Below are 13,466 nucleotides of genomic sequence, written 5' to 3' on the forward strand. Positions count from 1 at the left end.
GAACACCCATAGCGGCACGATGATCTCGTCTGCGCCGATACGCTTCCGCATATGCGTGGCCAGGATCCCGTTTCCGAGCACGAACACGGCGCCGACGGCTCGACGGCACCCGCTGTGCCACCGCCGAGCTTCGGCCACCCCGACGAGATATCGCCCGACGTCCCCGGCGAGGAGTCGTCGGGCTACGACTGGTTCGCCCGCCCCGACCAGCCGGCGGGCGAGGCGTCGTCGCCCCAGGACTCGCCGAGCGCCGCTCAGGGGTCGGAGCGTCCCGAGCCGGTCGCCTCCCCCGACGATCAGGCTCCCGCCTCGGCAGACGCTCCGCGCCGCCCGCCGGCCGCCTTCGGCACGCCCGCCTCCCCCGCGCAGGGCGACGCTCAGCAGGCCGACAGCCCGCGCAGGACGTTCCGGGAGATCTCCGAGGGCGACCAGTACGAGACCATCGACTTCCCCGCCATCGACGTCACCAAGCCATGGGTGCCGCCCAGCGGTCAGGGTCGCCCCGACTCGGAGAGCGCCGGCCCCGCCGAGCCTCCCACTGCCCCGTACGCGCCCCCGACCGCACCGTACGCACCGCCGACCACGCCGCACCCGGTGCCCGTGGCCGCTCCCTCGGATGCCGGACGCCCCGAGGACTCCGGGCGCGGTGGTTCCGCTCCTGAGGGCTCCGACCGGGCCGGGGAGCCTGCGGCGCCCGCGACCGCGGAGCGCGGCGCGGGACCGGCCCACCACCACGAGCCGGCCGCTGCCACCGTGGAGCGCGACAGGCCCGCGGAGCCCGCCACCGGCGTCGAATCCGCCGAATCCGCCGAGGACGACCGGTCCGAGGCGACGGCGGCCACCGCGACATGGCCGGCGGCACGGCAGGACATGGCCGACGACGCCCCGGCGGATCACCCCGGCGGTTCGCCCGCCGAAGCGGCCCACACCGCCGAGCAGGCAGAGCCCGAGCCCGTACGCGCTCCCGAGGGCCCGGACGCCGCCCCCCGGCGCGAGGAGGCCACGCGGGGTCCCCAGGATCACGTGGGAGAGGCGTCCGCTTCCCGCGCGGAGCCGACGTCCCCGCTGCCGCGCGCCGAGTCGGAATGGACGACGCATCCCGACGAGGACGCCGTCCCGGACGACACCGACGCGGCGTCACTGGACACCGCCGAAGCCCGCAGGCCGGCGGAAGGGGAAGCGGCTCCGTACGACCGTCCGCTACCCGTCTCGGACCACGAGCCGGACCACGAGCCCGAAGCCGCCGCCGAGCCGGAGGCGGATGGCCCCGAGCAGGCGTCGCCCGCCACCGGCGAACAGGGGCCGACCGTCCCGCTCAAAGCGCCGGCGGCGCTGGAGGAGCACTCCCGGCCGAGGATCCCCGCGGAGCCCGGCGACGTCCCCGTGTGGCCGCCCCGGCTTCCGGGCGAGGCCGCCGCCGCGCCCGACGCCCCCGCGCCTACGGCATGGCCCCCGGCCGACTCGCCCGCCCCCGCCGCGCCGGCTGGTCCGGCCGGGGACGACGTGGCCGACGACCGCGCTGAAGCGGTCTCCGAGGTCCCCACCGGAGCGGACGCCGACGGCGCACCGGGTTCTCCTGGCGGCCTCGCCCCCGCGCGCCCCGTAGCACGCCGGGAAATGGCCGTCGACCTGCCCCCGGACCGTACGGATCACCGCGCGGCGGCCTTCCACGCCGGCGCGGCAGCCGTCCCGTCACCGTCCGGCGCGGCGGCTGTGCCGTCACCGTCCGGGACGGCGACGCAGCCGATGCCGTCCGGCGCGGCGCAGGGCCAGGTCCTGCTCGCGCCCGGGCACCCGCCCCAGCCCAGCGGCCTCCCCGTCCCGGTCGCCCCCCCGGCGACGGCGCCCGCGAAGCGTTCCGGCGGCGGCAAGCGCATCCTGCTCGGCGCGGGCACGGGTGTCGTGGTGGTCGCCATCGGCGCCGCCGCCTATCTCGCGTACACCGGGGGGCCGGAGGACTCCGCGGCCCCTGGCGGCGCTGCGGCGAACACCGCCGCGCCCGCGGCCACCGCACCCGCGGCGGAGCCGAGCACGACCGCGAGCGCGAGCACCGGCACGAGCGTCAACACGGGGGCGCCCGTCGACTCGGAGGAGACCGATCCGGGCAAGCTCACCCTGACCGGGACCTTCCCCGACACCCGGATCACCCTCGCCGGGCGCAGCTTCAAGCGGGTCAAGGTCAACGTCACCGACAGCTGTGACCAGGCGGCGGCCGGGGCCTTCGCCGAAGCGCTCAAGCAGCGGGAGTGCCGCCGGGTCCTCAGGGCGACCTACGTGGACGCGAAGCAACGCTACGCCGTGACCACCGGCATCGCGGTGCTGCCGAGCAAGGAGGCGGCGCTCGCGGTCGACCGGACCAAGAACCTGAGCGGCAACCTCTGGTTCCGCGGGCTCAACGGCGACCCCGGCAGCGGTGCCGAGCGGGTGGCGATCTCCGGCGGGTACGCCGCGGGCATGGTGTGGGGCCGCTACATCGTGTTCAGCTACGCGACCTACGCCGACGGCCACACGCCGAGCGCCAAGGAGCAGGACCTCGGCCCGGTCAGCGGCGCCTTCCGCGACCACACGGCCGAGGTGATCGGCAAGCGCGTCAAGGACTGAGCGTGCGCACCCGGCGCGTCGCCGCGGCGCGCCGGGCCAGCTCCTCGCCCACCGGATAACCGACTTCCTCCAGGGTCAGCCCATGCGCCGGGGCCACGTGGACCCCCGATTCGCGTACGGCGCGGACCAGCACCTGCCCGGGCCACTCGACGGGCTGCCTGCCCTCGCCCACCGCGAGCAGCGAGCCCACCAACGCCCGGACCATGGAATGGCAGAACGCGTCCGCGATCACGGTCGCCTGGATGATGCCGTCCTCGCCCCGCATCCAGTCGAGCCGCTGCAACTCGCGGATCGTCGTGGCGCCCTCACGCTTGCGGCAGAACGCGGCGAAGTCATGCTCGCCGATCAGGCGTTGGGCGGCGGCGTTGAGGAGATCGACGTCCAGCGGCCGGTTGTGCCACAGCACCTCCCGCCGCCGCAGCGGATCGGTCCCGCCAGGAGCGTCGCACACGCGGTAGACGTACCGCCGGAAGAGAGCGGAGAACCGGGCGTCAAACCCCTCAGGAGCCACCGAGACGGTATAAACACGCACATCCTGGGAGAGAACCCCGGCCAGCCTTCTCGTGAGCGCAGCGAGCCAATGAGCGCCCTCCGCCCGCCAGGCGTCCTCGGGGTCGGTCTCGGGGTCCCGCTGCCGGGCCCGCGCGGTGTCGGCCACCGCGAGCCGCGAGAGCGGAAGGTCCACATGCGCCACCTGTCCGCGCGCGTGCACCCCGGCGTCCGTACGGCCGGCCACGGTCAGCTGAGGGGCCGGGTCCATCCGGAGGATGCGGCCCAGCGCGCCTTCCAGCTCACCCTGGACGGTCCGCCGCTCCGGCTGGCGGGCCCAGCCGGAGAAGTCGGTGCCGTCATAGCCCAGATCGAGCCTCAGCCGAACTTCGCGGTCCACGTCCATCCTCCCGTACGGCACTGCGGCGACCGTACCCAAACGAAGAGCGGGCCCAGCGAACCCGCAGGGAACGCTGGACCCGCTCACAGGCCTTTGATCAGCACAGGCCCTTGATCAGGCCTCGTCCTTCTTGGCCTCGTCAGCCGTGGCCTCGGTCTCGGCGACCTCGGCGGCCGGGGTCTCGACGACCTCCTCGGCCGGGGCCGGGGCCTCGGCGGCAGCGGCCGGACGCGTGACCGTGACCGGGTTCAGCTGCTCGGTGACCAGCTCGATGACCGCCATGGGAGCGGCGTCGCCCTTACGCGGGCCGAGCTTGGTGATGCGCGTGTAGCCACCGGGACGCTCGGCGAACGTCGGCGCGATCTCGGTGAAGAGGTGGTGCACGACGCCCTTGTCACGGACGACGGTCAGCACCTGGCGACGGTTGTGCATGTCGCCCTTCTTCGCCTTGGTGATCAGCTTCTCCGCGAGCGGGCGGAGACGCTTGGCCTTGGCCTCGGTGGTGCGGATCCGGCCGTGCTGGAACAGCTGGGTGGCGAGGTTCGCCAGGATCAGCCGCTCGTGCGCCGGGCTGCCGCCGAGACGGGCGCCCTTGGTGGGCTTGGGCATTTCATTTCTCCTTGAGAGACAACCCGCTCCGGCCGTGTCAGGTACCGGAGTCGGGGCGGCGGGCTCCGGAGAGCCCGCCTTCGGCAAATCTGTGGTTCCGCCGCTTCACCCGGATGGCCGGGCTGCCTCCCGGCGCCGCGGCGGCGGTGTGTGCCCACCGCCTCGGCACCGGAACGGCCGAGACACGATCTAGTACTGCTCGGTCTCGATGAAGCCGCCGTCCTCGTCGTCGTACCCGCCGCCGGCGACCGCGCTGGGGTCGAATCCGGGCGGGGAGTCCTTGAGGGCGAGGCCCATCTCGTGCAGCTTCTGCTTGACCTCTTCGATCGACTTGGCGCCGAAGTTGCGGATGTCGAGCAGGTCCTGCTCACTGCGGGCGACGAGCTCACCCACGGTGTGGATGCCCTCGCGCTTGAGGCAGTTGTACGAACGAACCGTGAGGTTCAGCTCCTCGATCGGCAGCGCCAGGTCCGCGGCCAGGGCGGCGTCGGTCGGCGACGGGCCGATGTCGATGCCCTCGGCCTCGACGTTCAGCTCGCGCGCGAGACCGAACAGCTCGACGAGGGTCTTACCCGCCGAGGCGACCGCGTCGCGCGGCTTCATCGACGGCTTGGTCTCGACGTCCAGGATCAGCCGGTCGAAGTCCGTGCGCTGCTCGACACGGGTGGCCTCGACCTTGTAGGTGACCTTGAGGACCGGGGAGTAGATGGAGTCGATCGGAATCCGGCCGATCTCCTGGCCCGGCTGCTTGTTCTGGGCCGCGGAGACGTAGCCGCGACCGCGCTCGACGGTCAGCTCCATCTCCAGCTTCGCCTTGCCGTTCAGCGTGGCGATGTGCAGGTCGGGGTTGTGCACCTCGACACCGGCCGGCGGCGCGATGTCGGCGGCGGTGACCTCACCCGGACCCTGCTTGCGCAGGTACATCACGACCGGCTCGTCGTGCTCGGACGAGACGACCAGCGACTTGAGGTTGAGGATGATGTCGGTGACGTCTTCCTTGACCCCGGGCACGGTCGAGAACTCGTGCAGCACGCCCTCGATGCGGATGCTGGTGACCGCCGCCCCCGGGATGGAGGACAGCAGCGTGCGCCGCAGCGAGTTGCCGATGGTGTAACCGAAGCCCGGCTCCAGCGGCTCGATGACGAACTTGGACCGGTGCTCCTCGAGCGACTCCTCCAGGAGGCTCGGGCGCTGTGCGATGAGCATGTGGGATCTCCCCTGTTTCCGGGACGATTCCGCCGCGTCCCCCACCGCCGGTCGCTGCTCGCGACCCGGCCGTGCCTGGACCGGTTTCCTCTCCCTGTACGGCGGCGCCCGCTATTTGACGCCACTCGCCTACAACCATGATGCCGCACGGCCCGCACCAGGCGAGCCGTACGGCCATCGTCGTCGCTCGGGAGCTCTTACTTGGAGTAGAGCTCGACGATGAGCTGCTCCTGGACCAGCGTGTCGATCTGCTGGCGGACCGGGAGCTGGTGCACGAGGATGCGCATGCTGTCCGGGGTGACACCCAGCCACGCCGGGACGGTCTTGTCACCGGCGGTGGCGCGGGCCACCTCGTACGGCAGCAGGTTCCGCGACTTCTCGCGGACCTCGATGATGTCGTGCTCGCGAACGCGGTACGACGGGATGTCGACCTTCTTGCCGTTCACCAGGATGTGCCCGTGGCGCACCTGCTGGCGGGCGGCGTCGCGCGACTCGGCGAAACCGGCGCGGTAGACCACGTTGTCGAGACGGCTCTCCAGGATCTGGAGGAGGTTCTCACCGGTCTTGCCGGCCTTGCGGTTGGCTTCCTCGTAGTAGTTGCGGAACTGCTTCTCGAGGACGCCGTAGATGCGGCGGGTCTTCTGCTTCTCACGAAGCTGGAGCTGGTACTCCGACTCCTTCGGACGGCCGCGGCCGTGCTCACCCGGCGGGTAAGGACGGATCTCGATGGGGCACTTCGCGGACTCGCACTTCTTGCCCTTGAGGAAGAGCTTGGTCTTCTCCCGGCGGCAGAGCTTGCAGTCCGCACCCGTGTAACGAGCCATTTCTCTCTATCTCCTGGAGCTCAGACGCGGCGGCGCTTCGGCGGACGGCAACCGTTGTGCGGGACCGGAGTCACGTCCTGGATGGACCCGACCTCGAGCCCGGTCGCCTGCAGCGAGCGGATCGCGGTCTCACGGCCGGAGCCGGGGCCCTTGACGAAGACGTCGACCTTGCGCATGCCGTGCTCCATGGCGCGGCGGGCGGCGTTCTCAGCGGCCATCTGCGCGGCGAACGGGGTGGACTTACGGGAGCCCTTGAACCCGACGTGGCCGGCGCTGGCCCAGGAGATCACGTTCCCGTTCGGGTCGGTGATCGAAACGATCGTGTTGTTGAACGTGCTCTTGATGTGGGCGTGCCCATGAGCGACGTTCTTCTTCTCCTTGCGGCGCACCTTCTTCGGTGCGCCCTGGCGGCTCTTCGGCGGCATTTAAGCGCTATCTCCTGGAATGTGGCTGCTAGGACTACTTCTTGCCCGGCTTCTTCTTGCCGGCCACGGTCTTCTTCTTGCCCTTGCGGGTACGCGCGTTCGTCTGCGTCCGCTGACCGTGGACCGGCAGACCCTTGCGGTGCCGGATGCCCTGGTAGCAGCCGATCTCGATCTTGCGGCGGATATCGGCCTGAACCTCGCGACGGAGGTCACCCTCGATCTTGAAGTTCGCCTCGATGTAGTCACGCATCGGCACGAGCTCGGCATCGCTGAGCTGGTGGACGCGCAGGTCCGGGCTGATGCCCGTCGCCTCCAGGATCTCCTGGGCGCGAGTGCGGCCGATTCCGAAAATGTAGGTGAGAGCGATCTCCAGCCGCTTGTCGCGGGGGAGGTCGACGCCAACCAGGCGAGCCATGGTCGGGCATTCTCCTTCGTGGTGGCGGAGGTCCTACGCCTCACTTCCCCTCCCCATGCCCGGGGTGAGGGCCCCGGCCTCCGACCGGGGGTCTCCCATGTGGTCCGGCGTTCCTCCTGGGAACGCCGCCTTCACGGGTGTGACGCGCGATTACTTTTCACTGGTCCCACATGGCTCGAGTCCGCTACTTGAGCGGACTCTCATGGGGACCTTCTCTGCGACCCTGGACGAGCCCGCCTTGCCTCTGCCCCTTCGCGGCCCGCCTTCGGCGAGCCACCGGATGCCCCGGCTCGGCTTCCTCTCGTCCGGACTGGTCGAGTCCGCCTCGCCTCGTACGCACTCGGTCCGCTTTCGCGGACCGCACCGTGCCCGGCTCGGCTTCCTCGCCTTAGCCCTGGCGCTGCTTGTGGCGCAGGTTGTCGCAGATCACCATGACGCGACCGTGCCGGCGGATCACCTTGCACTTGTCGCAGATCTTCTTGACGCTCGGCTTGACCTTCATAGTCCCTAGTTCGTTCCTCAGACGGCCCGCCCTGTTGTGGAGGGGGGCTTACTTGTATCGGTAGACGATCCGCCCGCGACTCAGGTCGTAGGGGCTCAGTTCCACGACCACCCGGTCGTCCGGAAGAATCCGGATGTAGTGCATCCGCATTCGTCCGCTGATGTGGGCCAGGACCTTATGGCCGTTGTCGAGCTGCACCCGGAACATCGCGTTCGGGAGCGACTCAACCACAGTGCCCTCGATCTCGATGGCGCCGTCTTTCTTGGCCATGTCCCTCGCGTTTCACTGATCGGTCGTCTGAGGCTTCGGATCACTACGCAGCCGCGACCTTCATCGCGCTTCCAGAGAGCGGCGGCCAGCAAGGCCACCTACCGCGCAAAAGGTCATAGTGAGCCGACAAAGGAGTGTACGGCAACCCGCCCAGAAATGCGAAACGGGCTGCGGCGTCTCCATACCAGCAGCCAGGCTACCCCAGATCACCGTCTCGTCACGCACCGCCGTACGCGATGGGGACGGGGCGGGTTCACTCGCTCTGCCCGCCGTTCCGGGGCCGCCGATCGCCCGGTGAGGCGGACGCGGCGGGATCGAGCCGGCCGGCTGTCGTAGACCACCTACCCCGAGGCCGCCGTCGTGATCACACGTGGCGGGTAAAGAGCGCGCCCGTCCCGCGTACGGGACGGCGCACCGCCCGGGTCACGGCCGGCGCTGTTCCTTCCCGAAGAGCGTGCCGGCCAGCAGGATGGCGCCCCACGGCCCCATCACCCACAACGGCCACGGATAGACCCAGTGGACCGACGTGACGACGACGATGAGCCAGATGACCCAGTTGATCGCGCTCGCGGTCGCCCAGGCGGCCCAGGCGGCCTTGAGCCCCGTCTGGCGGCTGCGGGCGGGCCGCTGACGCGCCTGGGCGGAGGCCGTCGCGGGGAGCCGGTGGAGGTCGATGTCCGGCAGGTCCACCGTCAGCTTGGACAGCTCGCCGTACGTCTTGCTCGCGTAGACCTGCGCCAACCGATCGTTGAACTCGTCGACGGTCAACCTGCCCTCGGCGACGTGCTCCCGCAACGCGGCGGCGACCCGATCACGGTCGCCGTCGGAGGCTCGCATATCCGGAGTTGCCGCCATCACCATCTACTCCCGCCGCTCCGCATGGTTAGCCCCATTATGTGGCACGAGCGGGCGAAGGGGGCTCAGGGAAATCAGGCCTGTCCGCCGGAACCCGCGACGGGCTCGCCGAAGCGGGACGCTCCGCCGTCGATCGCGGTGAGCACCAGGGGGCCGTTCTCCGTCACCGCGACGCTGTGTTCGAAGTGGGCCGACGCCTTGCCGTCCACAGTGACGACCGTCCAGTCGTCGGCCAGGACCCGGGTGCGGTCGGTGCCGAGGTTGACCATGGGCTCGATCGCGAAGCACATGCCCGGCTCGAAGCGCGGGCCCCTCCCGGGGCGGCCGTGGTTGGCGACCCACGGGTCCATGTGCATCTCGGTCCCGATGCCGTGCCCGCCGTACTCCTGCGGGATGCCGTAGCGGCCCTGGGAACGCACGTACTTCTCCACCTGGAAGCCGATGTCCGACAGGTGGCCGCCGACGCGGAGCGCGGCGATGCCGCGCCACATGGCCTCCTCGGTCACCCGCATCAGCTCGGTCAGCGCGGGATCGACCTCGCCGACCGCGACGGTGATCGCGGAGTCGCCGTGCCAGCCGTCCAGGATCGCCCCGCAGTCGATGGAGATGATGTCACCCTCGCGCAGCTTGCGCCGGTCGGTGGGGATGCCGTGGACGACCTCGTCGTTCACCGAGGCGCAGATGGTCGCGGGGAAGCCCTGGTAGCCCTTGAACGACGGAATCGCACCCGCGTCCCTGATCGCCTTCTCCGCGATGACGTCCAGGTCGAGCGGAGTCAGGCCGGGTTCGACCGACGAGCGCAGCAGCTCGAGCGTCTTGCCGACGACCAGACCGGCCGCCCGCATCTTCTCCAGCTGCTCAGGCGTCTTCACCTGGATTCCGTGCTTGTTCTTCTTGAACACTCTGGCACCCCCTGGGGTGTTCTAACGGCCGGACTATCAGGCCAATTCCCCCGATTCTGCCCTAAAGCGCCGGACGCCATCCCACATATGGGATGGCGTCCGAAAGGGAGAGCGTCAGTTAGGGGACGTGCGCAACGCCGCCAGCGCCCGTCGGGTGATCTCGTCGACCGGTCCGGTCGCGTCCACCCGTACGAGGATCCCCTCGTCCGAATAGAAGTTGATCAACGGGGACGTCTGCTCCTGGTAGACCTCCAGGCGCCGCCTGATGGTCTCCTCGCGGTCGTCGTCACGCTGGAACAGCTCGCCGCCGCACGCGTCGCAGACGCCCGCCACCGAAGGGGGGTCGAAGTCGACGTGCCACACCTTGCCGCACTGGCGGCAGGTACGCCGGCCGGCGAGGCGTCGTACGACCTCCTCGTCGTCGACGACCAGCTCCAGAACGATGTCCAGTCCGGTGCCGAACTCGGCCAGCATCTTCTGCAAGATCTGCGCCTGCGGCACGTTGCGCGGGAAGCCGTCCAGCAGGAAGCCCTGCTGCGCGTCCTCCTCGCTCAGCCGATCGCGGACCATGGCGACCGTCACCTCGTCGGGGACGAGGTCGCCGCGGTCCATGTACCCCTTGGCAAGCTTGCCGAGTTCCGTGCCACCGGAGACGTTGGCGCGGAAGATGTCACCTGTCGAGATTTTCGGGATCGACAGATGCGATGCGATGAACTGGGCCTGCGTCCCCTTGCCCGCTCCGGGGGGCCCGACCAAGACGACGCGCACTATCTCAGGAAGCCCTCGTAGTTACGCTGCTGAAGCTGGCTCTCGATCTGCTTGACCGTGTCCAGGCCGACACCAACCATGATGAGAATGCTGGTCCCTCCGAACGGGAAGTTCTGGCTCGCACCGACCACCGCCAGCGCGAGGATCGGGATCAGCGAGATGACACCCAGATACGGCGCACCGGCGGCCGTGAGCCGCGTGAGCACGTAGTTGAGGTACTCAGCGGTCGGCCGGCCCGGACGGATGCCCGGGATGAACCCACCGTACTTCTTCATGTTGTCGGCGACTTCAACGGGGTTGAAGGTAATGGACACGTAGAAGTAGGTGAAGAAGAGGATCAGCGCGAAGAACGTGACCATGTAGACGGGGTGGTCGCCCGTCACCAGGTTCTGGGCCAGCCATTCGACGATCGGGCCGGGGTTCTCTTTCCGCCCGAAGATGGTGACCAGCAGCTGGGGCAGGTACAGCAGCGACGAGGCGAAGATGACCGGGATGATGCCGGCCTGGTTCACCTTGAGCGGGATGTAGGTGGAGGTCCCGCCGTACATGCGGCGGCCCACCATGCGCTTCGCGTACTGCACCGGGACGCGGCGCTGCGCCTGCTCGATGAAGACGACCACGGCGATCATCACGATGCCGACGATCATCACCATGACGAACTTGAACGCGCTCTGCCGGAAGATGTTCATCAGCTCGGACGGGAAGACCGCGACGACCTGCGTGAAGATCAGGATCGACATGCCGTTCCCGATACCGCGGTCGGTCACGAGCTCGCCCAGCCACATGATCACCGCGGTGCCCGCGGTCATCGTGATCACCATGGTGACCAGCGTGAAGATGTCCTCGTTCAGGAGGATCGGCAGATTGTTGTTCGGGAAGAGCTGTCCCGAGCGCGCCAGTGCGACGAAAGCCGTCGACTGGAGGATGGCGAGACCGATGGTCAGATATCGCGTGTACTGCGTGATCTTCGCGGTACCCGCCTGGCCTTCCTTCTTCAGGGCCTCGAGGCGGGGAATAACGACGGTCAGCAGCTGCAGGATGATGCTCGCCGTGATGTACGGCATGATGCCCAGGGCGAACACTGAAAGTTTCAGCAGCGCGCCACCGCTGAACAGCTGGACCATCCCGTAGATGTTGCCGCTGTCGCCCGCCTGCGCTTGCTGCAGAGCTTTGGCGACGTTCTCGGAGTTGACACCCGGGGTCGGCAGCACCGAGCCGAGCCGGAACAGCGCGATGATGCCCAATGTGAAGAGCAGCTTCTTGCGCAGGTCAGGCGTCCGGAATGCCCGAGTAATCGCGGATAGCACGGTACCTCCTGCGCGCCTGTGACGCGTAAAGGTCGGCGATGACGCGAAGGCGTGCATCGGGATGTCTATTTGCGAGTGATCGACGGGACAGAGCCCGCGTTCAGCGAACTCTAACGCACTACGGGCGCGGAGGCTCATAACGAACCTCCGCGCCTCGCATTACGTGCCTAAAGCTCGGAAACCGAGCCACCGGCCGCAGTGATCTTCTCCTTGGCCGAAGCAGAGAAGGCGTGCACCTTCACGTTCAACGCCACAGAGATCTCACCGGTTCCCAGCACCTTGACGAGCTGGTTCTTGCGGACCGCGCCCTTCGCGACCAGACCCTCGACGGTGACCTCGCCACCCTCGGGGTACAGCTCGCCGAGCTTGTCCAGGTTGACGACCTGGTAGGTCGTCTTGAACAGCGCGTTCGAGAAGCCCTTCAGCTTCGGCAGCCGCCGCTGGAGCGGGATCTGGCCACCCTCGAAGCCGAGCGGGACGGTCGTACGCGACTTGGTGCCCTTCGTACCGCGACCGGCGGTCTTCCCCTTGGACGCCTCGCCACGACCCTTGCGGATCTTGGCCTTGTTGGCACCGGGAGCCGGGCGCAGGTCGTGGAGCTTGAGCGGAGCGTTCTCAGGCATGACTAGTCGACCTCTTCCACCTCGACGAGGTGCGTCACCACGGCGACCATGCCCCGGATCTCCGGGCGGTCCTCCTTGACGACGACATCGCCGATTCGCTTCAGGCCCAGCGAGCGCAGCGAGTCACGCTGGTTCTGCTTGCCACCGATCTTGGAGCGGACCTGGGTGATCTTCAGACGCGCCATGGACTAGCTCACCGCCTTCGCTGCCGCGGCGGCCTCGGCGAGGCCCTCGGCCCGCGCCTTCAGCATCGCCTTGGGAGCGACGTCCTCGATCGGCAGGCCACGACGGGCCGCGATCTCCTCGGGCCGGCTGAGGCCCTTCAGAGCCGCCACCGTGGCGTGCACGATGTTGATCGGGTTGTCCGAGCCGAGCGACTTGGACAGGACATCGTGGATGCCGGCGCACTCCAGGACGGCGCGCACCGGACCACCCGCGATGACACCGGTACCGGGCGAAGCCGGACGCAGGAGGACGACGCCGGCGGCGTCCTCGCCCTGCACGGTGTGCGGGATGGTGCCCAGGATGCGCGGCACCTTGAAGAAGTGCTTCTTGGCCTCTTCGACACCCTTGGCGATCGCCGCGGGCACCTCCTTGGCCTTGCCGTATCCGACACCGACCAGGCCGTTGCCGTCGCCGACGATGACCAGCGCGGTGAAGCTGAAGCGCCGACCACCCTTGACGACCTTGGCCACTCGGTTGATCTTTACGACGCGCTCGATGTACGAGACGCCCTTGTCGGCGGCGCCACCGCGGCGATCGTCACGACGGTCCCGCCGCTCGCCACCGCCGCCGGCGCCGCGACGCGGAGCTGCAGCCATCAGTGGTTCCTCTTCTCATTGCTCATCAGACGGGCCATTCGGTGCATCTCGCACCCTCGGAACGGAGTCATCAGAACTCCAGCCCGCTTTCGCGGGCGCTGTCCGCGAGGGCCGCGATGCGTCCCGCGTAACGGTTGCCACCGCGGTCGAAGACGACGGCGGTGATCCCGGCGGTCTTGGCCCGCTGAGCGAGAAGCTCGCCGACCTTCTTCGCCTTGTCGGTCTTGTCACCCTCAGCGTGGCGCAGCGTGGGGTCCATGGTGGACGCGCTCACCAGCGTGTGGCCCTGGGTGTCGTCGACGATCTGCACGAACAGGTGCCGGGCAGAGCGGTTGACGACCAGGCGCGGGCGCTCCTGCGTGCCGAAGAGGTTCTTGCGGACACGGATGTGACGGCGGGCTCGCGAAACGGCGCGAGCGGCGGTGTGCTTGCCGTACTTCGCGGTCATC

At 69.1% G+C, this 13,466-nt stretch carries 17 protein-coding genes; 1 reads left to right on the plus strand and 16 read right to left on the minus strand.

Going from position 1 to position 13,466, the window contains the following annotated elements:
• Positions 1 to 51: 51 nt before the first annotated feature.
• On the plus strand, positions 52 to 2,601 hold the full coding sequence (locus tag AWQ68_RS02100) for a hypothetical protein (protein ID WP_066933586.1): 2,550 nt from the start codon (positions 52 to 54) through the stop codon (positions 2,599 to 2,601).
• Here the strand turns inward: AWQ68_RS02100 and truA are convergent.
• From truA to rplR, 16 genes are all read right to left on the minus strand, one after another.
• Complete coding sequence (gene truA / locus AWQ68_RS02105) at positions 2,591 to 3,496, minus strand: tRNA pseudouridine(38-40) synthase TruA (RefSeq protein WP_066933589.1); 906 nt, start codon at positions 3,494 to 3,496, stop codon at positions 2,591 to 2,593. The genes AWQ68_RS02100 and truA overlap by 11 nt on opposite strands.
• A 108-nt stretch (positions 3,497 to 3,604) precedes the next feature.
• Positions 3,605 to 4,099 (minus strand): 50S ribosomal protein L17, encoded by a 495-nt coding sequence (gene rplQ, locus AWQ68_RS02110; protein ID WP_066933591.1) that lies wholly within the window; start codon positions 4,097 to 4,099, stop codon positions 3,605 to 3,607.
• 189 nt (positions 4,100 to 4,288) lie between these two features.
• Entirely contained in the window at positions 4,289 to 5,305 is a 1,017-nt protein-coding gene (locus AWQ68_RS02115; RefSeq protein WP_061253237.1) for a DNA-directed RNA polymerase subunit alpha, read from the minus strand.
• A 197-nt stretch (positions 5,306 to 5,502) separates the two neighbouring features.
• Positions 5,503 to 6,129 (minus strand): 30S ribosomal protein S4, encoded by a 627-nt coding sequence (gene rpsD, locus AWQ68_RS02120; RefSeq protein WP_066933594.1) that lies wholly within the window; start codon positions 6,127 to 6,129, stop codon positions 5,503 to 5,505.
• Between the two features lie 20 nt (positions 6,130 to 6,149).
• Entirely contained in the window at positions 6,150 to 6,554 is a 405-nt protein-coding gene (gene rpsK, locus AWQ68_RS02125; protein WP_020542285.1) for a 30S ribosomal protein S11, read from the minus strand.
• Positions 6,555 to 6,588: 34 nt separating this feature from the next.
• Positions 6,589 to 6,969 carry a 30S ribosomal protein S13 gene (gene rpsM / locus AWQ68_RS02130; protein ID WP_066933597.1) on the minus strand — a complete coding sequence of 127 codons (381 nt, stop codon included), beginning with the start codon at positions 6,967 to 6,969 and terminating at the stop codon, positions 6,589 to 6,591.
• Positions 6,970 to 7,357: 388 nt separating this feature from the next.
• Complete coding sequence (gene rpmJ / locus AWQ68_RS02135) at positions 7,358 to 7,471, minus strand: 50S ribosomal protein L36 (RefSeq protein WP_003956441.1); 114 nt, start codon at positions 7,469 to 7,471, stop codon at positions 7,358 to 7,360.
• 48 nt (positions 7,472 to 7,519) lie between these two features.
• Positions 7,520 to 7,741, minus strand: coding sequence for a translation initiation factor IF-1 (gene infA / locus AWQ68_RS02140; RefSeq protein WP_012887858.1), 222 nt, complete (start codon positions 7,739 to 7,741; stop codon positions 7,520 to 7,522).
• A gap of 423 nt (positions 7,742 to 8,164) precedes the next feature.
• Positions 8,165 to 8,578: a DUF1707 SHOCT-like domain-containing protein gene (locus AWQ68_RS02145; protein WP_245655708.1), complete on the minus strand. Its 414-nt coding sequence runs from the start codon at positions 8,576 to 8,578 to the stop codon at positions 8,165 to 8,167.
• Positions 8,579 to 8,670: 92 nt separating this feature from the next.
• Complete coding sequence (map, locus tag AWQ68_RS02150) at positions 8,671 to 9,498, minus strand: type I methionyl aminopeptidase (RefSeq protein WP_066933599.1); 828 nt, start codon at positions 9,496 to 9,498, stop codon at positions 8,671 to 8,673.
• A 114-nt stretch (positions 9,499 to 9,612) separates the two neighbouring features.
• On the minus strand, positions 9,613 to 10,266 hold the full coding sequence (locus tag AWQ68_RS02155; RefSeq protein WP_066933601.1) for an adenylate kinase: 654 nt from the start codon (positions 10,264 to 10,266) through the stop codon (positions 9,613 to 9,615).
• Positions 10,266 to 11,573, minus strand: a complete 1,308-nt coding sequence (gene secY / locus AWQ68_RS02160) for a preprotein translocase subunit SecY (protein WP_066933604.1) — start codon at positions 11,571 to 11,573, stop codon at positions 10,266 to 10,268. Before secY ends, AWQ68_RS02155 begins: the two co-directional genes overlap by 1 nt.
• 167 nt (positions 11,574 to 11,740) lie before the next feature.
• Positions 11,741 to 12,196, minus strand: a complete 456-nt coding sequence (rplO, locus tag AWQ68_RS02165; RefSeq protein WP_066933607.1) for a 50S ribosomal protein L15 — start codon at positions 12,194 to 12,196, stop codon at positions 11,741 to 11,743.
• A gap of 2 nt (positions 12,197 to 12,198) precedes the next feature.
• Positions 12,199 to 12,381 (minus strand): 50S ribosomal protein L30, encoded by a 183-nt coding sequence (gene rpmD, locus AWQ68_RS02170; protein ID WP_020542293.1) that lies wholly within the window; start codon positions 12,379 to 12,381, stop codon positions 12,199 to 12,201.
• Between the two features lie 3 nt (positions 12,382 to 12,384).
• Positions 12,385 to 13,017, minus strand: a complete 633-nt coding sequence (rpsE, locus tag AWQ68_RS02175) for a 30S ribosomal protein S5 (RefSeq protein ID WP_066933610.1) — start codon at positions 13,015 to 13,017, stop codon at positions 12,385 to 12,387.
• A gap of 70 nt (positions 13,018 to 13,087) precedes the next feature.
• Positions 13,088 to 13,465, minus strand: coding sequence for a 50S ribosomal protein L18 (gene rplR / locus AWQ68_RS02180; protein ID WP_066933613.1), 378 nt, complete (start codon positions 13,463 to 13,465; stop codon positions 13,088 to 13,090).
• Position 13,466: the final 1 nt, after the last annotated feature.

The sequence above is a fragment of the Microtetraspora fusca genome, assembly GCF_001570365.1.
Classification (GTDB): Bacteria; Actinomycetota; Actinomycetes; order Streptosporangiales; family Streptosporangiaceae; genus Microtetraspora; species Microtetraspora fusca.